General features: G+C 71.3%; 20 protein-coding genes and 1 tRNA gene. 12 read left to right on the top strand and 9 right to left on the bottom strand.

Annotation, left to right across the window (positions count from 1 at the left end; translation table 11 throughout):
• Nucleotides 1-15: 15 nt before the first annotated feature.
• Nucleotides 16-636 carry a hypothetical protein gene (locus tag miv_RS15810; protein ID WP_207177775.1) on the bottom strand — a complete coding sequence of 207 codons (621 nt, stop codon included), beginning with the start codon at nt 634-636 and terminating at the stop codon, nt 16-18.
• Nucleotides 637-681: 45 nt separating this feature from the next.
• Complete coding sequence (locus tag miv_RS15805) at nt 682-840, bottom strand: hypothetical protein (protein WP_165602102.1); 159 nt, start codon at nt 838-840, stop codon at nt 682-684.
• 76 nt (nt 841-916) lie between these two features.
• Between miv_RS15805 and miv_RS15800 the strand changes: the two genes are divergently transcribed.
• The 3 genes from miv_RS15800 (at nt 917) to miv_RS15790 (ending at nt 2,396) form a co-directional block, all read left to right on the top strand.
• The gene (locus miv_RS15800) at nt 917-1,216 is read left to right on the top strand and encodes a hypothetical protein (RefSeq protein WP_207177774.1); all 300 of its coding nucleotides are present in this window, start codon (nt 917-919) and stop codon (nt 1,214-1,216) included.
• A gap of 519 nt (nt 1,217-1,735) precedes the next feature.
• Nucleotides 1,736-2,026 (top strand): hypothetical protein, encoded by a 291-nt coding sequence (locus miv_RS15795; protein WP_058617996.1) that lies wholly within the window; start codon nt 1,736-1,738, stop codon nt 2,024-2,026.
• A gap of 181 nt (nt 2,027-2,207) precedes the next feature.
• On the top strand, nt 2,208-2,396 hold the full coding sequence (locus miv_RS15790; protein WP_058617995.1) for a hypothetical protein: 189 nt from the start codon (nt 2,208-2,210) through the stop codon (nt 2,394-2,396).
• 78 nt (nt 2,397-2,474) lie between these two features.
• Here miv_RS15790 and miv_RS15785 read toward each other — a convergent pair whose 3' ends face one another.
• A complete protein-coding gene (locus miv_RS15785; protein ID WP_058618011.1) occupies nt 2,475-2,678 on the bottom strand; it encodes a hypothetical protein in 204 nt (67 codons plus the stop codon).
• A 204-nt stretch (nt 2,679-2,882) separates the two neighbouring features.
• Nucleotides 2,883-2,959: transfer RNA gene (locus miv_RS15780), tRNA-His, on the bottom strand.
• Between the two features lie 173 nt (nt 2,960-3,132).
• Between miv_RS15780 and miv_RS15775 the strand changes: the two genes are divergently transcribed.
• The 3 genes from miv_RS15775 (at nt 3,133) to miv_RS15765 (ending at nt 7,076) form a co-directional block, all read left to right on the top strand.
• A complete protein-coding gene (locus miv_RS15775) occupies nt 3,133-4,953 on the top strand; it encodes a chloride channel protein (protein ID WP_207177773.1) in 1,821 nt (606 codons plus the stop codon).
• 63 nt (nt 4,954-5,016) lie between these two features.
• A complete protein-coding gene (locus miv_RS15770; protein ID WP_207177772.1) occupies nt 5,017-6,096 on the top strand; it encodes a tartrate dehydrogenase in 1,080 nt (359 codons plus the stop codon).
• 167 nt (nt 6,097-6,263) lie between these two features.
• Nucleotides 6,264-7,076, top strand: a complete 813-nt coding sequence (locus miv_RS15765; protein ID WP_207177771.1) for a DUF1236 domain-containing protein — start codon at nt 6,264-6,266, stop codon at nt 7,074-7,076.
• A gap of 16 nt (nt 7,077-7,092) precedes the next feature.
• Here the strand turns inward: miv_RS15765 and miv_RS15760 are convergent, their stop codons facing one another.
• A complete protein-coding gene (locus tag miv_RS15760; protein ID WP_207177770.1) occupies nt 7,093-8,250 on the bottom strand; it encodes a helix-turn-helix transcriptional regulator in 1,158 nt (385 codons plus the stop codon).
• Between the two features lie 218 nt (nt 8,251-8,468).
• On the opposite strand from miv_RS15760, the gene miv_RS15755 reads away from it, so the two are divergent.
• Complete coding sequence (locus miv_RS15755) at nt 8,469-9,671, top strand: pyridoxal phosphate-dependent aminotransferase (protein ID WP_048431545.1); 1,203 nt, start codon at nt 8,469-8,471, stop codon at nt 9,669-9,671.
• 499 nt (nt 9,672-10,170) lie between these two features.
• A complete protein-coding gene (locus miv_RS15750) occupies nt 10,171-10,413 on the top strand; it encodes a hypothetical protein (protein ID WP_207177769.1) in 243 nt (80 codons plus the stop codon).
• Nucleotides 10,414-10,462: 49 nt separating this feature from the next.
• On the opposite strand, the gene miv_RS15745 is transcribed toward miv_RS15750, so the two are convergent.
• Nucleotides 10,463-10,900: a PACE efflux transporter gene (locus miv_RS15745; protein ID WP_207177768.1), complete on the bottom strand. Its 438-nt coding sequence runs from the start codon at nt 10,898-10,900 to the stop codon at nt 10,463-10,465.
• 89 nt (nt 10,901-10,989) lie between these two features.
• On the opposite strand from miv_RS15745, the gene miv_RS15740 reads away from it, so the two are divergent.
• Nucleotides 10,990-11,898: a LysR family transcriptional regulator gene (locus miv_RS15740; protein ID WP_207177767.1), complete on the top strand. Its 909-nt coding sequence runs from the start codon at nt 10,990-10,992 to the stop codon at nt 11,896-11,898.
• A gap of 121 nt (nt 11,899-12,019) precedes the next feature.
• On the opposite strand, the gene miv_RS15735 is transcribed toward miv_RS15740, so the two are convergent.
• On the bottom strand, nt 12,020-12,949 hold the full coding sequence (locus miv_RS15735; RefSeq protein ID WP_207177766.1) for a class I SAM-dependent DNA methyltransferase: 930 nt from the start codon (nt 12,947-12,949) through the stop codon (nt 12,020-12,022).
• A gap of 109 nt (nt 12,950-13,058) precedes the next feature.
• On the opposite strand from miv_RS15735, the gene miv_RS15730 reads away from it, so the two are divergent.
• The 3 genes from miv_RS15730 to miv_RS15720 are packed head-to-tail and all read left to right on the top strand — an operon-like array spanning nt 13,059 to nt 16,335.
• Nucleotides 13,059-14,195: a ligase-associated DNA damage response exonuclease gene (locus miv_RS15730; protein WP_207177765.1), complete on the top strand. Its 1,137-nt coding sequence runs from the start codon at nt 13,059-13,061 to the stop codon at nt 14,193-14,195.
• Nucleotides 14,192-15,886: a cisplatin damage response ATP-dependent DNA ligase gene (locus tag miv_RS15725; RefSeq protein WP_207177764.1), complete on the top strand. Its 1,695-nt coding sequence runs from the start codon at nt 14,192-14,194 to the stop codon at nt 15,884-15,886. Before miv_RS15730 ends, miv_RS15725 begins: the two co-directional genes overlap by 4 nt.
• The gene (locus miv_RS15720) at nt 15,883-16,335 is read left to right on the top strand and encodes a secondary thiamine-phosphate synthase enzyme YjbQ (RefSeq protein WP_207177763.1); all 453 of its coding nucleotides are present in this window, start codon (nt 15,883-15,885) and stop codon (nt 16,333-16,335) included. Before miv_RS15725 ends, miv_RS15720 begins: the two co-directional genes overlap by 4 nt.
• A 656-nt stretch (nt 16,336-16,991) precedes the next feature.
• Here the strand turns inward: miv_RS15720 and rpe are convergent.
• Entirely contained in the window at nt 16,992-17,675 is a 684-nt protein-coding gene (rpe, locus tag miv_RS15715) for a ribulose-phosphate 3-epimerase (RefSeq protein ID WP_048429305.1), read from the bottom strand.
• Between the two features lie 98 nt (nt 17,676-17,773).
• Complete coding sequence (infA, locus tag miv_RS15710) at nt 17,774-18,052, bottom strand: translation initiation factor IF-1 (RefSeq protein ID WP_048429304.1); 279 nt, start codon at nt 18,050-18,052, stop codon at nt 17,774-17,776.
• Between the last annotated feature and the right edge of the window lie 153 nt (nt 18,053-18,205).

The following is an 18,205-nucleotide window of genomic DNA, read 5'->3' as shown; positions in this document are numbered from 1 at the left end:
CCGGGGTCCTCTGCGTCAGGTTTGGGTGATGATGTAGATCTGCAGCCCGATCTCGATCGTGAGCAGGAAGGCGATCAGCACCAGGAGGAGGGCCAGCACGGCCTGCCCGCGGTTCTCGAACAGCGGGGAGCCCGCACGCGGGGAGGGCCGCAGGGCCGGCGGGGCCGGGATCCGCGCCGGGACGGCCGCGGGACCGGGGAGCCCCCTGGCCGCCTCGCCGCGGGGGAGAACCTCCTCGATGGTCGACTCGCGAGAGACGGCCTCGCGGGACGGAATCTCGGCCGACTGGCTCTCGAAGCTCGGCCGGTACGCGCCGACCGGGACCAGGATCCGCACCGGAAGGGCGCGGCCTTCGTCGGCATAGACCTCGTCGAGGACGCGCCGCAGGCGGCCGGCCTCGACCCGCACGCTCGGATCGTTGCTCGGATCGAAGCTGTCGGCCCGGCCGAGGGCCTGCGTGGCGATGGTGTAGGCCTTGATGGTCTCGCCCCGGCCGGCCAGCTCCTCCTCCACGATATAGCCCAGGAAGGCGGCCAGCTTCGGCGAGCGCCGGAATGCCGGCGCGCGCAGGCAGCCGTCCAGGCTGCGCCGCACGGCATCGGCCAGGACAGTTTCCGCGCGGGTCTGCTCGCTCATCTCACCTCGTCCGGGCCTCGTAGCGGCGCCGTGCTCCCACTACAATCATTCATTCGACAGGTGGCTCCCTACGTTATGCGCATGCCCGATATGCTGCATTGCGTCGAGGTCTTCCGACATGACGTAGATCATCGATTTGGCCGGGCAGGCGGATTGTCGCGATCCGGTGCGGCACCCGGCGGCGTCGCTCATCGTCATGCGCATGGAGTGTCGAGCTCTTAACTGATCGCTAACCATATCCGCCCGAGGATCCCGCGAACCCGACCGCACGAGGTGATCCATGCCGCAAGCTCAGACCCGCCCGCTGCCCACGGCGTTCGCCCGCTATCCGATCCCGCTCGAGCTGCTGGCGGTGCTGCACCGCGCCAGCGAGGACGACGTGGACGCCCTGGTGGCGCGCATGCCCGAGACGGGACGCGCCCGGCTGGCCGCCTACTGCACCGACAAGGATCATCTGCACCAGCTCGGCCTGCGGATTGCCGGCACCTGCGACGAGGCCGCCCTGGCGCGGGTCGTCGGCGCGGATGCGGGGGCGAGCCTCTACGCCCAGTCGCGCCCCGCCGGGATGCTGCCGATCTAGATCCCTCATCGCGCCGCGTCCTCCGCGGCGAGACGGCGTCCCGCCGTCGGGCCATGCTCCGACGGACCGGCCCGTCGATCCGAGGATGTCGGGGCTGCGCCGTGCGCGGCCCCGATCCCGTTTCGGCGACGGCAGGCGGATGGATCCCGCACCCGTCAAAAACCTGCTCCGGATGTCCCGTGGGCCATTCCCCAAGAGGAAAGGTCACAAGAAAAAAGGCCACCCTTGCGGGTGGCCCGAAGTCTAGGGAGGAAACGCCCAAAGAGGGCAGCACGACCGCGACGCCATCGCGATCGTGCGATGCACAAATTAGCGTGCGCCGCACAAAACGCAAGCGAATTTTTTCGGTTCTGGCGCATTCGAAATTGGTTTGCCGGGCGGAGCACGCAAGCGGATTTCGAATGCCGCTTTCGCGAACATACGACATAGACCATGCCAGTATGTCGCAGCCCAATGGGGGAGGAACCGCGACTTCAGGATGTCGGTTGAGGGGGCACGACAACGTCTGGAGGAAACACCATGACACGCCTCACCGCCATCGGCGCCGGGCTCTTCCTGCTGGCCGGCACGCTCGGTGCCGCTGCGGGTCCCTGCGCCCCGGGCCAGACCGCCCAGAACCAGAAGATGGACAAGAGCTCGACCGTCGATCCGCCGGCCACCGCCTCGGTCACGCCGGGCGCGAAGGCGGAATCCCCCGGTACCGTCGGGGCGATGCAGAATGTGGGCTCGCAGACGGCGACCTCGCCGGCCGACGTCTCGCGCCAGTCGAAGGGCGAGAAGACCGCCGCGCAGCAGGCCAACGACTGCTGAGCCCGCGACTCCCCGGACAACCTGACGATAACGGCGTGGGTCAGGCAGCCCGCGCCGTTTCCGCGTGAGCTCGGCTCCTCGAATGTCGCCCGCCAGGCCGCGCGATCTCGTGGCCGGTTCGCGCGTTGAACGGGGACCGCTATCACCGCGCCCGAATGCGCAGTCTTGAGGAGGATCGCCCATGGCCGACAGGACACCCGAGATGGCTCGCGCCCAGATCGCGTATGCGCTCCAGGCCAAGCGCCAATCCCTCGCCGCCGCCGCGCTGGCCCTCAGGGAGGAACCCGAGGATCCGGAGGCGCGGCGCACGGTCGATCGGCTGACGGAGGATGTCGGCCGCCTCGAGATCCAGCTGCGCGGCGCCGTGTAGCGATACGGTCCCTGCTCCCGCGGGGATGCACGATCCCGGGGCATCCCCGCGGGAGCGGGGTGCCCGCCGGGCGTGTCGTCAGACCGGAGGCGCGCTCTTGAGGTAGCCCTTCACCCGCAGGTAGTCCCGCAGGATGAGGCAGATCGCATCGCCGCGGGAGAGTTCTTCCACCGCGGCGAACTCGGTCAGCGCCAGCGCGATCTCGTCCGGGATGTGGAACGCCTCCTCGTCGCTCGGCGAGGCCTCGGCGGCATGGCGCGGGGTGTCGGCGATATCGGTCATCGGGCGCCTCCGGGTCGGGCTGCGGGCGTCGTCGGACACCGCGTCCTGCCGGTATCGCACGTCAGCGCCGATCGTTCCCGTATCGATGCCCACAGGCATCGGCCGTCATGGAACCGCAAAATTCCGTTGTTCGGCAAGTCTATCGGTTCGGTCCGCTCGCCGGGGGCGCTGTCGCCAGCCCGGGCTCCGAACCTTCCAAGTGCGTGGTACCGCCACCCCGGCTCGAACGGGGGACCTCTAGATCCACAATCTAGCGCTCTAACCAACTGAGCTATGGCGGCTCGCGACGAGGGGGTGTGTAGTCGGGCCCGGGCGCCGTGGCAAGCGCCGATCTGCGTTCCCGCTTCCGAAAGCGCGAGAAACTGCGCCGGCTGTGGAAGCGAAGCCGGTCGACCGGCCGCCTCCGGCACCGTAAACCGCAGGGCACCCCACCATTCCCTGCCCCGACGGTCCGATGACGCCGAAGCCCGAGACGGTCCGCCGCGCCCTGACGGAGAGCGCCCTCGTGCTGGCGCCCGGATCGCTGCGCGCCTGGGTGCGCAGCGGCGAGATCGGCCTGATCCTGCTCGCGGCGTTCGTCGGCTGCGTGTCGGGGGCGCTCGTCAGCGGCATGGGCTGGGCGGCGCAGACCGCGCATGAATGGCTGTTCGGCCTCGACCTCGACGAGCGCCTGAGCGCGACGCCGCACGTCTCGCCGCTCGTCGCCCTCGGCGTGCCGGCCCTGGGCGGGGTGGTGCTCGGTCTCGTGGTCTGGCTCGGCGGGCGCTGGCGGCGCGCTCCCGGGCGGCCGGTCATCGACCCGATCGAGGCCAACGCGCTGCATGGCGGCCGCCTGTCCCTGCGGGACTCGGCGCTGGTGGCGGTGCAGAACCTGATCTCGAACGGCTGCGGCGCCTCGGTCGGGCTCGAGGCGGGCTACACCCAGATCTCCGCCGGCGTCGCCTCGCGCCTGGGCTTGAGCTTCGAGCTGCGCCGTGCCGACATGCGGATCCTCGTCGGATGCGCGGCGGCGGCCGCGATCGCGGCGGCGTTCGGGGCGCCGCTCACCGGCGCCTTCTACGCCTTCGAGCTGATCATCGGCACCTACGCCATCGCGTCGCTCACCCCGGTGGTGACCGCGGCGCTCGCCGGAGGGTTCGTGTCGCGGGCGATCCTCGGCCACCAGACGGTGATCACCATCGGGCCGACCCCGCCGGTCGGCCCGGCCGACTACCTGCCGACCCTGGGCCTCGGGCTGATCTGCGCCGGGCTCGGCATCCTGATCATGCAGGGCGTCACGCTGGTGGAGGAGGGGGTGCGCCGCACGAGGCTGCCGCCGCTGTCCCGGCCCGTCCTCGGGGGCGTCGTGGTCGGGGTGCTGGCGCTCGTGGCCACGCCCCAGGTGCTCTCGGCCGGGCACGGCGCGCTCCACCTCAACCTGACCGAGGACGGCGCCGCCATCGGGGCGGCCGGGCTGATCCTCCTCTTCCTCGCCAAGGCGCTCGCCTCGGCGATCTCGATCGGCACCGGGTTCCGCGGCGGCCTGTTCTTCGCCTCGCTGTTCCTCGGGGCGCTCGCCGGCAAGATCTTCGTGATCCTCGCCCCGCCCCTCGTCGCCATGGTGCTGCCGCCGGTCACCTACGCGGTGGTGGGGATGAGCGCGCTCGCCGTCGCGGTGATCGGCGGGCCGATGACGATGACCTTCCTGGCGCTGGAGGTGACGGGCGACTTCCCGATCGCCAGCCTGGTGCTCGTGGCGGTGATCGCGTCCTCGCTCACCGTGCGCAAGACCTTCGGGTATTCCTTCGCGACCTGGCGCTTCCATCTGCGCGGGGAGTCGATCCGCAGCGCCCACGACGTCGGCTGGATCCGCACCCTGACGGTCGGCCAGCTGATGCGCCGCGAGGTCCGCACCGTGCGGGCCGACACCACGCTGGCGGCGTTCCGGCGGGCCTTCCCGCTCGGCTCCGGCACCCAGGTGGTCGCCGTCGACGAGGCCGGGCAGTATGCCGGCATCGTGCTGGTGGCGGAGGCCCATGCGGCCCCGATCGACGACAAGGCGGCGGAGACGAAGGTCGTCGACCTCCTGCGCTACCGCGACGAGATGCTGCTGCCGCAGATGAACGCCAAGGAAGCCGTGGCCCTGTTCGACAAGGCCGAGAGCGAGGCGTTGGCGGTGGTCGAGAGCCGGGAGACCGCCCGGGTAATCGGAATCCTGACCGAGAAGCACACGCTCAAGCGCTACAGCGACGAGCTCGACCGCCAGCGCAGGGCGAGCGTCGGGGATGTGGCGTGAACGGCGATTGACCGATCCCGCCCGATGCGCGACGGCAGGACCCATAACACGGAGGAGACACCCATGCCGTCAGCCAAGCGTCATTACCGCATCGCCGTGATCCCCGGGGACGGCATCGGCAAGGAGACGGTGCCGGAGGGCGTGCGCGTGCTGGAGCAGGCGGCCAAGCGCCACGGCTTCACGCTGCAGCAGGACTGGTTCGACTTCTCGTCCTACGACTACTACGCCAAGCACGGCCGGATGATGCCGGAGGACTGGAAGGCGCAGATCGGCGGGCACGACGCGATCTTCTTCGGCGCGGTCGGCTGGCCGGAGAAGATCCCGGACCATGTCTCCTTGTGGAACTCGCTGATCCTGTTTCGCCGCGAGTTCGACCAGTACATCAACCTGCGTCCGGTGCGCCTGATGCCCGGCGTGCCGAGCCCGCTCGCCGGCCGCAAGCCCGGCGACATCGATTTCTGGGTCGTGCGCGAGAACACCGAGGGCGAGTATTCCTCGGTCGGCGGCCGGATGTTCCAGGGGACCGACCGCGAATTCGCCGTGCAGGAATCGGTCTTCACCCGCCGCGGCACCGACCGGGTGCTGAAATTCGCCTTCGAACTCGCGCGCTCGCGGCCGAAGAAGCACCTGACCTCGGCCACCAAGTCGAACGGTATCTCGATCACCATGCCGTACTGGGACGAGCGGGTGCAGGAGATGGCGCGCCACTACCCCGATGTCGCCTGGGACAAGTACCACATCGATATCCTGACGGCGCATTTCGTGCTGCACCCGGACTGGTTCGACGTGGTGGTGGCCTCGAATCTCTTCGGCGACATCCTGTCGGATCTCGGCCCCGCCTGCACCGGCACGATCGGCATCGCGCCGTCGGGCAACATCAACCCGGACCGGGATTTCCCGTCGCTGTTCGAGCCGGTCCACGGCTCGGCCCCCGACATCGCCGGCCAGGGTATCGCCAACCCGATCGGCCAGATCTGGTCCGGCGCGATGATGCTGGAGCATCTCGGCGAGAACGAAGCCGCCGCCGAGATCGTCGCCGGCATCGAGCGGGTGCTGGCCGAGCGGACGCTCCGCACCCGCGACCTCGGCGGCAACGCCGACACCACCGCCTGCGGCACGGCCGTCGCCGAGGCGATCGGCTGAACCGGGGAGGGCGCCCGAGACGATCCGGGCGCCCGCAGGCCAAAGCGAGATCGGGGGCGGGGATCGCACCCGATCGCGGAACCATCTCCCGCACGTCTCCGTTGCGGCCCGGCACTGCAACAACCCTGCGCCACAGGCCGCGCGGGGGCAGTCTCGGGAGTCGTGACATGACCAAGCTGAATCGCGGCAAGATGTTGCGCGGGACGATGACGGCCGCCGTGCTGGTGCTCGGCGCGGCCACGGCCTTCGCGCAGGGCGGTCCCGGCGGCGGTGGGGGAGCGGGCGGCGGCGCCGGTGGCGGGGCTGCAGGCGGTGCCGGCGGTGGTGCGGGCGTCGGCGGCGGAGCCGGTGGTGGTGCCGGCGGCGCGGGCATGGGCGGCGCCGGAGGAGCCGGTGGTGCGGCCGGCCCGCGCGGCGGCGCCGGGGCTGCGCAGCCCGGCGGAGCCGGGCCGGCAGGGGGCGCGGGCCAGCAACCGGGTGCGCCCGGCGGCCGGGCCGGCGGCGAGGGCGCCCAGCCCGGTGCCGGCGGACGCGGTGCCGAGCCGGGCGAGCGCGGTGCGGAGCGCGGCGAACGCGGCGAGCGGGGAGCCGAACGCGGTGAGCGGGGCGACCGCGGCGGCGAGCGCGGCGAACGCGGCGAGCGTGGAGGAGAACGCGGTGAGCGTGGCGACCGCGGTGCCGATCGGGGCGAGCGCGGCGGCCGGACGGAGGCCCGGGGCGCCGTCTCGCGCCTCGACACCACCAAGCGCACCGAGTTCCGCCAGACCATCGTGCGCTCCGGCGTGCGGCCGCTGACGGGGGTCAATTTCGCCCTGCGCGCCGGCGTCGCGGTGCCGCGCTCGGTCACCCTGCACGCCCTGCCGCCGGCGATCCTCACCCTGGTCCCGGCCTATCGCGGCTTCCAGTACGTGCTGGTCGGCGACGATATCGTCATCATCGATCCCGACACCTACGAGATCGTGGACGTGATCCCGGCCTGATGCCGGCTTCTCCGGCTCAGGCGCGTTGCCTGAGCCGGAGGATGAACACCGCGAGCTCGGATTGCCGCGACACCCCGAGCTTGGCGAAGACCTGACGCAGTTGCGAGCGGGCGGTCTCGTGGCGGATGCCCAGCGCCTCCGCCGCCTGGACCAGGGAGCGCGACCCGTCCATCAGCAGGGCGAGGCGGATCTCGGCCGGCGAGAGCCCGAGGGCGGCGAGGCGGTCGCGCTCCCGGGTGCCGTCCGCGGCGCTCCCGCGCAGGACCACCAGGGCGAGCTGGTCCGGAACCAGCAGCCGCGCCATCCCGACGATGCCGCGCAGGTCCTGGCGCAGTCCGATCGCGGTGACCTGCCAGCGTATCGGCCCGACCCGCACCGGCCCCTGGCCCGCCGGGTCGATCCCGGGTTCCGGGGCGCCTCCGCAGGCGAGCGCGACCTCCCGGGCCACCGACTCGGCGAGGCGCCGATCCCGTATCTGCACCCGGTCGAGGGCCCCGACCCGCAGGACCGTTCCCTCGGAAAGAAGGTCGTGGCCGGCGCGGCTCGCCTCCACGAGGCGCAGGTCGCGGGTGACCACGAAGGCGGGATCGGCCACCCGGGTCAGCAGCGTCTCCCCGGGCGCGCGGGCGATACCGGCCGGGAAGCAGGCCCGGTTGGTCTCGATCGCCCGGCGCATCCGCGGCCCGATCCGCGCCATGACCGCGCCCAGCCGCTCCTGCTCGCGCGCCGCCCGCGCCTGCTCGTGCTGAAGGTTGAGCACCGCCAGGCGGCCGTCGGCGTCGATCAGCTTGATCCCGCTCGAGGCCGTCATGCCGCCCAGCCGCGACAGCCAGTCGGTGTAGAACTCGGTATGCTGCAGGGTGGCGACCGGCATCCGCTCCTCGGAATGCATCGACACCATCTCGGGCGTGGACAGGATCACGGAGATCCACGGGTTCACCGCGCCGTAATGCGCCTCGTAGGCCTGGACGTCGGCCGGATCCCAGCCCCAGTGCACGAGGGGCAGGCCGGTCCCGGCGGCGGCATCGACGACCTGGAGCACCGGCCAGATCCCGGGCATGAGGCGACCGATCGTGGCCATGACGCCGTCCCAGGCCGCGGGATCGCAGGCGGCGTGGTCGATCGCGAGGCCGATCTCCTCGCTCAACGCCCGCACCCGCTCCGCCTCGCCCATCGCCGCCGATCCCGTCCCGTCGGGGAGGGGAACGGTGTCACGCGGGCGCGCCATTTGTCCAGGCCGATGGTTCCGTGCAGGCACGGACGCCTGTTCTTCGGGCAAAGCGCGGCTTGCCCGCACTGGCGCGCCCGACTAGGGTCCGGCCCGCTCGAAGACCCGGACGGCCAGGACCCTGCCCGACCGGGCGTCTTACACAGGTTCTGGAGTCGATCATCATGGGCTTTCTGGCCGACGCCCTCTCGCGCGTGAAACCCTCCGCCACCATCGTGATGACCCAGAAGGCGCGGGACCTGAAGGCCCAGGGGCGCGACGTCATCAGCCTGTCGGTCGGCGAGCCGGATTTCGACACGCCCCAGCACATCAAGCAGGCGGCGATCGAAGCGATCCATCGCGGCGAGACCAAGTATCCGCCGGTCTCGGGCATCGTCCCGCTGCGCGAGGCCATCGCCAAGAAGTTCAAGCGCGAGAACGGGCTCGACTACAAGCCGAGCCAGACCATCGTCGGCACCGGCGGCAAGCAGGTGATCTACAACGCGCTGCTCGCGACCCTGAACCCGGGCGACGAGGTGGTGATCCCGCGGCCCTACTGGGTGTCCTACCCGGAGATGGTGGGCCTGTGCGGCGGCACCCCGGTCTTCGCCGACACCACGATGGAGACGAACTTCAAGCTCCAGCCCGAGGAGCTGGAGCGCGCCATCACGCCGAAGACCAAGTGGGTGATCCTCAACTCGCCCTCGAACCCGTCGGGCGCCGCCTACAGCCACGCCGAGATGAAGGCGCTCACCGACGTGCTGGTGCGCCACCCCCACGTCTGGGTGCTCACCGACGACATGTACGAGCACCTCGTCTACGGCGACTTCACCTTCGTGACCCCGGCCCAGGTCGAGCCGGCGCTCTACGAGCGGACGCTGACCATGAACGGCGTCTCGAAATCCTACGCCATGACCGGCTGGCGCATCGGCTACGCCGCCGGCCCCGAGCAGCTGATCAAGGCGATGGACTTCGTCCAGGGCCAGCAGACCTCCGGCGCGGCCACGATCTCGCAATGGGCTGCCGTTGCCGCCCTCGACGGGCCGCAGGACCACCTGGCCGAGTTCCGGGCCGCGTTCCAGACCCGGCGCGACCTCGTCGTCTCGATGCTGAACCAGACCAACGGCCTGCGCTGCCCGACGCCGGAGGGCGCGTTCTACGTCTACCCGTCCTGCGCCGAGCTGATCGGCAAGCGCACCGAATCCGGCAAGGTGATCGAGACCGACGAGGACTTCGTCACCGAGCTCCTGATGGCCGAGGGCGTCGCCTCGGTGCACGGCTCGGCCTTCGGCCTCGGTCCCAACCTGCGCATCTCCTACGCGACCTCGAACCAGCTCCTGGAAGAGGCCTGCCGCCGCATCCAGCGCTTCTGCGGCTCGCTGCGCTGATCGCTCCGCGAGCCGGCCGCGCCTGCGCGGCCGGATGACGAGGTGTTCGAACCCGGCGGGCCCTGGGCCCGCCGGGTTTATCGTCTCGGTCGGTCAAGTGCGCCGGGCCGGCGCGTTGTGACGCAAGCGCCTCGGCGGTATTCCGGTTGCCCCTCCGGCCCCGTCTGTCCTACACGGGCCGTCCTCGATGCCGGCGCGCCCGGCGGCTTCCGGAACCCGTCCGGGCTGTGCGGCAAAGAGGTCGGCGACGACGGGGTGGGGCGGACCAGTTCTCTGCACCCAATCCTGTGAGGCTCAGTGGGCCGAGCAGTCGCCGGAGCGTCAGGGTTCCGGGGAACAGGAACCGCGATCCTGGCGCAAGGCCCACCAGATTGCTCCGCCCTCCCGTTGTGGGACGATCCGGGTCGGGGGCGGGGAGGCCGCCCGTTAAGGCTTATGGCCCAAGAATGTCGGACGGCCGGATCGTCGGCCTCACACCGATCGTGGGTCCCGACCAGCCATGTGGCGCCTCCTTCTCGGCGGTATCAAAGTCATCATCGCGATCGCGGCGCTGACCACGGCGGCGAACTGGATCGCCCTGCGCGAGAAGGACCGGGCGCCGGGACCGGCGCTGGCCTCCGTCATCGACCCGCCCACGACCGGCGCCATCGCGCCGCGCCGCGCCGACAAGGCCCCCGCGCATCTCGACCAGCGCAGCCTCGGCCGGCTGATGTCGGAGGCCTCCGGCGAACGGCGGCGCTGAGCGCCGCCGAAATCGTGGCTACCGGGATCGACGGCGCCCTGACGCGGTATCAGCGCGCCGGTGCGGCCTCGGCCCAGCCCGGGGCCGGGAAGGCCCGGTCGTAGGCGAGGTTGAACAGGAACGCGTAGGCGACGTAGAAGGCCGCGATCGCCAGATCCATGACCAGGGCCTCGCGCAGGCCGATGCCGAGATACCAGGCGATCGGCGGCAGCAGGATCACCAGCAGCCCGGCCTCGAACAGCACCGCATGCGCCGCCCGCAAGGGAAGGCTCTTGCGGGTGTGCCCCATGACCCGCTGCATCGCGTGGTCGAAGCCCAGATTGTAGACGTAGTTCCACGCCGTCGCGGTCACCGCGCTGCCGATCCCGATCACGCCCATCGCGGAGGCGTGCAGGCCGAACGCGACCGTCCCGAGCGGGATGATGAGCGCGAGGCCGACGACCTCGAACAGGATGGCATGGCGGATGCGGTCGCGCGTGCTGCGCATGGTCTCGACCCCGAAGCGGTGATGGATGGGCCGCTTTCTATCTGCGATGCTCCCGGTCGCAAGTTGGGACCTATCGGGAAAACAGATAGATGGCCGTGTCGCTCGACCAGCTCCAGGCCTTCGTGGCGGCGGCCGAGGCCGGCTCGTTCTCGGGCGCCGCCCGGACGCTGAGGAAGGCGCAATCCGCCGTCAGCATGCAGGTGGCGAATCTCGAGGCTGATCTCGGGCTGGACCTGTTCGACCGCACGGGCCGCAACCCGGTGCTCACCCCGGCCGGCGAGCGGCTGCTCCTGGAGGCGCGGGTCGTGCTCGACCGGCGCGAGCACCTGATCGGCGTGGCGAGCAGCCTGCAGCAGGGCATCGAGAATCGGCTCGTCGTCGCCATCGACGAACTCTATCCCGAACACGCGCTCGGCGCGCTCTTCGCCGACTTCGCGCGGGCCTTTCCGTCCGTCGAACTGGAACTGCTGTTCCCGCTGATGGAGGATGTCAGCCGCATGGTGCAGTCGGGCGCCGCCGATCTCGGGGTGATGTGGCGCCAGGAGGTTTTGCCGACGGAACTCGGCTTTCAGACCATCGGCTGGGTGCCGCTCAAGCTCGTCTGCGGCCGCGACCACCCCCTCGCCAAGGCGCGGGTGGAGTGGGAGGAGCTGAAGCGCCACCGCCAGATCCTGGTCGCCGCCCGCAGCGATGGGCCGGAGAAGCGCCGCCTGCGCGTCGCCGCCGAGGTCTGGTGGGTCGAGAGCCACTGGGTGATTTTGGAGATGGTGAAGCACGGGATCGGCTGGGCCTTCGTCACCGACCACGTCATCGCCGCCTCGCTCACCGCGCCGTACCTCGTCACGCCGGACCTGCAATTCGACCAGGGCGACTGGCCGGTCGCCCTGGAACTCGTCTGGCACAAGCAGCGCCCCTGCGGCCCTGCCGCCGCCTGGCTGCGGGCGCGCTTCGCGGCGGAGCGGATCGGTGGGGAGGGGGGCAGCGGCAGGGTGGGGTGAGGCGAGCGACGGGGCCGTCGGGGGCAGAGTCCGAAGCTCTCCATCGTCGTTCGGGGCCCCGCTCTCGCGGATCCGGACCCACGCGGTGCAACGAGCGGCGTCGGGCCGAGGGCCCGAACCGTCACCGCCTCAGCACCGCCAGCCACCCCGGCACCCCGACCCCGTTCTGGCGCCGGATCTCGGCCGGCTCCAACACGAGGGCCGTCAGCCCCGCCTCGACCGCGTCCTCCCGCACCGTCTCGAAGCCGTGGGCGTAACGCCCGTCGGCCCCCAGCACGGCGCCGCGCTCGCCCGGATGGCCCTGGAGCGTGAAGGCCAACAGGCCGCTGGGCGCGAGCACCCGGGCGGCTTCCCGCAGCACCGGGCCGATCTCCCGCAGGTAGATGAACACGTCGGCGGCGACCACGAGATCCGCGCTCGCCGCCGGCTCGGCTTCGAGGAAGCCCCGCAGGTCGCCCTCCTGCAGGCGGGCGTAGCGGCCGGTGCGGCGCGCCTGCGCCAGCATGCCGGGCGAGAGATCGACGCCGACCAGGGTTCCGGCGAGGCCGTCGAGCGCCCGGGCCATCAGGCCGGTGCCGCAGCCGAGATCGAGGACGGTGCCGAACCGGGCATCCGGCCCGCGCAGCCGCTCCAGGGCCGCCCGGATCAGGGCGGGGCCGCAATAGCCCAGGCCCTCGACGAGGTGACGCTCGAAGCGCCCTGCATAGCCGTCGAACAGGGCCCGCACATAGGCCGGGGAGATCGCCTCCGCGTTCGCCGCGCCGTCTCCCTCGCCGAGCGCGGCGAGGTGCAGCCGGGCGCCGAGCGCGTCGTCGGGATCGAGGACGAGCACCGACCGGAACGCGTCCGCCGCCGCCTGGCGCTGCGCCGGATCGGCGGCACGCGCACGGCCGAGCAGCAGCCAGGCCGGAGCGTAGCCGGGGGCGATCTCCAGCACCTGCGCGGCGAGGTCGGACGCGGCCGCCGCGTCGCCCTCGGCGAGGGCCGCCTCCGCCCAGGCGTAGCGGCGGTCGGCGAGGAGGTCGCCGGAGGAGCGGGTGGGGGCGGGCATCGCGGCGGGGTCTCGGCGAGGGTTTCGGGGTCACGGGACGGACGGAGCGGGCCGCCTATATACCCGGCTCCGCAGCCGAGAAGAGGCTAGTCCTCCGAAACGAGGGTCAATGGCGCCGCGCCCCACCGACCTCCTCACCCTGACCCGCGAGGGGCTCTACTGCCCGCCGGGGGATTTCCACATCGATCCGGTCCGCCCGGTGCCGCGCGCCCTCATCACCCACGGCCATGCCGACCACGCCCGGGCCGGCCACGGCGCCGTGCTGGCGACGCCCGAGACCCTGCGCATCATGGCGGTGCGCTACGGCGAGGAGTTCTGCCGGACCCGCCAGGAGGCGCGGCTCGGCGAGGCGATCCGGATGAACGACGTCACGGTGCGCTTCCATCCGGCCGGCCACGTGCTGGGCTCGGCCCAGATCGCCATCGAGCAGGGCGGCTGCCGGATCGTCAATTCGGGCGACTACAAGCGGGCGCGGGACCCGACCTGCCTGCCCTTCGAGGTCGTGCCCTGCGACGTGTTCATCACCGAGGCGACCTTCGGCCTACCGGTCTTCCGCCACCCGGAGGCCCGCGACGAGGTGCGCCGCCTGCTCGATTCGGTCCGGCTGTTTCCCGAGCGCACCCACATCGTCGGCGCCTACGCGCTCGGCAAGGCGCAGCGGGTGATGGCGCTCCTGCGCGAGGAGGGCTTTTCGGATTCGATCTACCTGCACGGCGCCATGGAGAAGCTGACCGACCTCTACCGCCGCGAGGGGATTCGCGTCGGCGAGACGATCAAGGTCGTGGCGGCGGAGCGGCCGAAGCTCGGCGGCAAGATCGTGCTCTGCCCGCCCTCGGCGATCCAGGACCTGTGGTCGCGAAAGTTTCCCGATCCCGTCACCGCCTTCGCGTCGGGCTGGATGCAGGTCCGGGCCCGCGCCCGCCAGAAGGGCGTCGAGCTGCCGCTCATCGTCTCCGATCACTCGGACTGGGACGACCTCTGCCGCACCATCAAGGATACCGGGGCCGGGGAGGTTTGGGTCACCCACGGCCAGGAGGACGCCCTGGTCCACTGGTGCGAGACGCAAGGCATCCGGGCCAAGCCCCTGCACATGCTGGGCTACGGCGACGAGGGCGAGGCGGAGCCGGAGAGCAAGCCCGAAGAGAATAAGCCCGACGCGGGCAAGTCCGACGAGGGCAAATCCGACGACAGAAAGCCCGCGGGACGCCGAGCCCGGAAGACCAAGGCCGAGGAGAGCGCGGCGTGAACGACTTCGCCCACCTCCTCGACCGCCTGGCCTACGAGCCGCGGCGCAACGCCAAGCTGCGCCTGCTCCAGGACTTCTTCCGCCACACCCCCGACCCGGATCGCGGCTACGCGCTCGCGGCCATGACCGGCTCGCTCAGCTTCCGCGAAGCCAAGCCCGGCCTGATCCGCGGCCTCGTCGAGGCCCGGGTCGATCCGGTGCTGTTCCGGATGTCCTACAACTACGTCGGCGACCTCGCCGAGGCGACGGCCCTGATCTGGCCGAAGCGCGACGGCAGTCCCGGCCCCGGCCACAACAATCCGCCGGTTCCGACCCTGTCGGAGGTGGTGGAGAGCCTCGCCACCATCGGCAAGAGCGAGCTGCCGGCCCGGCTCGCCGCCTGGCTCGACGCCCTCGACGAGACCGGGCGCTGGGCGCTCCTCAAGCTCATCACCGGGGAATTGCGGGTCGGCGTCTCGGCGCGGCTCGCCAAGACCGCGGTGGCGAGCCTCGGCGGCCACGAGGCCGATGCGGTCGAGGAGGTCTGGCACGGGCTGCAGGCGCCGTACCCGGAACTCTTCGCCTGGGTCGAGGGAAGGGCCGGCCCGCCGGAATCGGTCAATCCGGCGCCGTTCCGCCCCGCCATGCTCTCGCACCCGATCGAGGAGGAGGCCGACCTCGACAAGCTCGACGTCGAGGCCTTCTCGGCCGAGTGGAAGTGGGACGGCATCCGGGTCCAGCTCGCCGGCGGGCGCGACGGCGAGGGACGCCAGGTCCAGAAGATCTATTCGCGCACCGGGGAGGACATCTCCGGCGCCTTTCCCGATCTCGCCGAGGCGATCACCTTCTCGGGCGCCCTCGACGGCGAACTCTTGATCCTGCGCGATACGCGGGTGCAGAGCTTCAACGTGCTGCAGCAGCGCCTCAACCGGAAGGCGGTGACGGGCAAGCTCCTGCAGGATTTCCCGGCCCATGTCCGCGCCTACGACCTCCTGGCCGAGAACGGCGAGGATCTGCGGCCGCTGCCCTTCAGCGAGCGCCGGGCGCGGCTCGAGCGCTTCGTCGGCGGGCTCGACCACGCGCGCATCGACCTCTCGCCCCTCGTCCCGTTCGCCGACTGGGCGGCGCTCGCCGCGGCCCGGGCCGATCCGGCCTCGGTCGGGGCGGGGCCGGACGCCGACGCGATCGAGGGCGTGATGCTCAAGCGCCTCGCCAGCCCCTACCAGCCCGGCCGGCCGAAGGGCCCGTGGTGGAAGTGGAAGCGCGAGCCCTACCGCGTCGATGCGGTGATGATGTACGCCCAGCGCGGCCACGGGAAGCGCTCGTCGTTCTACTCCGATTACACGTTCGGGGTCTGGCGCGAGGCGCCGGACGGGGCCGAGGAACTGGTGCCGGTCGGCAAGGCCTATCACGGCTTCACCGACGAGGAACTGGCCAAGCTCGACCGCTACGTCCGCAACCACACCACCAAGCGCTTCGGCCCGGTGCGGGAGGTGGAGTACGGTATCGCCAAGGGGCTGGTGCTGGAGATCGCCTTCGAGGGGGTGCAGCGCTCGACCCGGCACAAATCCGGCGTCGCGATGCGGTTTCCCCGCGTCAGCCGCATCCGCTGGGACAAGCCGACCGCCGAGGCCGACCGGATCGAGGCCCTGGAGCGCATCCTCGCCCGCGGCGAGACAGAGGTCCACCCCGGACGGAGACACGCCGAATGAGACGCGTCGAGATGCTGGGGAGCGGCCCGGTCACCCGCCAGGCGAGCGGCCGCCTCGTCGTCGAGACGAGGGGCCAGGGCTTCACCGAGATCACCTCCGAGGTGGCGGGTTTCGTGCGCGAGGCGGGATTGCGGCAGGGCCTGCTCACGGTGTTCTGCCGCCACACCTCGGCCTCGCTGACGATCCAGGAGAATGCCGACCCGGACGTACGCACCGACCTGATGACCGCCCTCGACCGGCTGGCGCCCCGCGACGTGCCTTATGTCCACGGCATCGAGGGGCCGGACGACATGCCGGCCCATATCCGCACGCTCCTGACCGACGCGGCGCTGTCGATTCCCGTGGTCGAGGGGCGGCTCGCCCTCGGCACCTGGCAGGGCGTCTACCTGATCGAGCACCGCGACCGGCCGCATCGGCGCGAGATCGTGCTGCACCTCGCCGGCTCGTAGGCGGTCCGCGACCGTCCGGGGGCCGACGCGTCGCTCGCGGGGTGGGGTGCCGATCAAGGTGATCGCTCGCACGACCGGCCACGGCCGCGAGCTCGTCCGCAACGTCGTGCGCGGCGTGACGGGTGACGTGTTCCGCCCCCGTCGGAGCAGCCTGGAGGTTCATCCGCCCCGGCTGGAAAGCCAGTGGAAGGCGGGCTGCCGGACCGGGGCGGAGTTGTGGCAGCGGCTTCGTGCGAGAGGGTTCACCGGCCGCCTGCGGGTGGTCGGGGAGTGGGCGGCGGCGTGCTGACCCTCGATGGCCGGATCGAGAGGGCGAGGGCCGGCCCGCTGGGATCCTTCGCGGCTGGGCTCGCGACGGACAAAGGGCTGTCGCCGCTGCGTCGACGAAGCCGTGGTCGAACGGGCAGACCGAAGGCCGGATCACCCGCTCGAAGCCGGTGAAACGGCCGATATTCGGCCGTGCCGATCTTGACCTGCTCGACGCTCGCCGGGTTGGCGCGGCTTGGACCGATCTGCACCGAGACTGCGTCAGACCCCCACGCCAAACAGCGGGGGGCTTGTTCCGATGCCGTTCGACAGCGAGAGCACCGTCCCGATCCCTCCGGCAGTCCAGGGCGGCCGGTCGCGGGGCAGGGGTGCCCGACCGCGAGGGGATTCTACACCCACTGCCCCGAAGCCCGCTCCGCCGCCCGGCGGATCGCGGCGATGTTCGCGCCGTAGGCCTCGCGGCCGCCCTTGAAGGTGGCGGACCCCGCCACGAGGGCGTTCGCCCCCGCCTTGACCACGGCCGGCGCCGTCTCGGGCGTCACGCCGCCATCCACCTCGATGTCGATGTCGCGGCCGCCGACCATCGCGCGCACCCGCGAGACCGTCTCGCAGACCGAACCGATGAAGCTCTGGCCGCCGAAGCCCGGGTTGACGGTCATGCACAGCACGAGATCGACCATGTCGAGCACCGGTTCGACGAGGCTCGCCGGCGAGCCCGGATTGATCGCGACACCCGCCTTCTTGCCGAGCGCCCGGATGGTCTGGAGCGAGCGGTGCAGGTGAGGACCCGCCTCGGCATGGACCGTGATGATGTCGGCCCCGGCTTCCGCGAAGGCCGCGAGGTAGGGGTCGGCCGGCGCGATCATCAGGTGGACGTCGAAGACCGCGCTCGTGTGCGGGCGGAGCGCCTTCACCACGACCGGGCCGAAGGTGAGGTTGGGCACGAAATGCCCGTCCATCACGTCGATATGGACCCAGTCGGCCCCGGCCGCGACCACGTCGCGGACCTCCTCGCCGAGCCGGGCGAAGTCGGCCGACAGGATCGAGGGGGCGATCACCAGGGGACGGGTCATGGCGGGCCTCGCAGGGGTAGGACGACAGGGACGCAAACGCGCAAAAGGCCAGGGTTCGCACCCCAGCCCCGCGCAGACACAGGTCTATGGACGGACGATCAGCGCCGGCGGAACTGGCTGCCGCCGCGGAAGGGCGGGCGCGGGCCCGAGGAACGCTCGTCCTTGTGGCGGAACACCAGACGGCCCTTCTCGAGGTCGTAGGGCGACATCTCGACGGTGACGCGGTCGCCGGCCAGAGTCTTGATGCGGTTCTTCTTCATCTTGCCGGCCGTGTAGGCCACGATCTCGTGGCCCTGGTCGAGCTGCACGCGGTAACGCGCGTCCGGCAGGATCTCGAGCACGAGACCGTCGAACTGCATCAACTCTTCTTTCGCCATTCACACTCTCCACCCGGGTCGCCGTCGCGGTCGGCGCCGCCGGGAGCACATCTTCGGAATTCGATCGCGACGCGGCCGGCCGTACGGGGTGCTCGGCCGAGTTGCCGGGCGCGCTGATGGCCTTGTAACGCTCGATGTGCATGTAAGGTGAGG

It is taken from the genome of Methylobacterium indicum, from assembly GCF_017347565.1.
GTDB classification, from domain to species: Bacteria; Pseudomonadota; Alphaproteobacteria; order Rhizobiales; family Beijerinckiaceae; genus Methylobacterium; species Methylobacterium indicum.
This window is presented reverse-complemented; position numbering and strand designations above follow the sequence as displayed.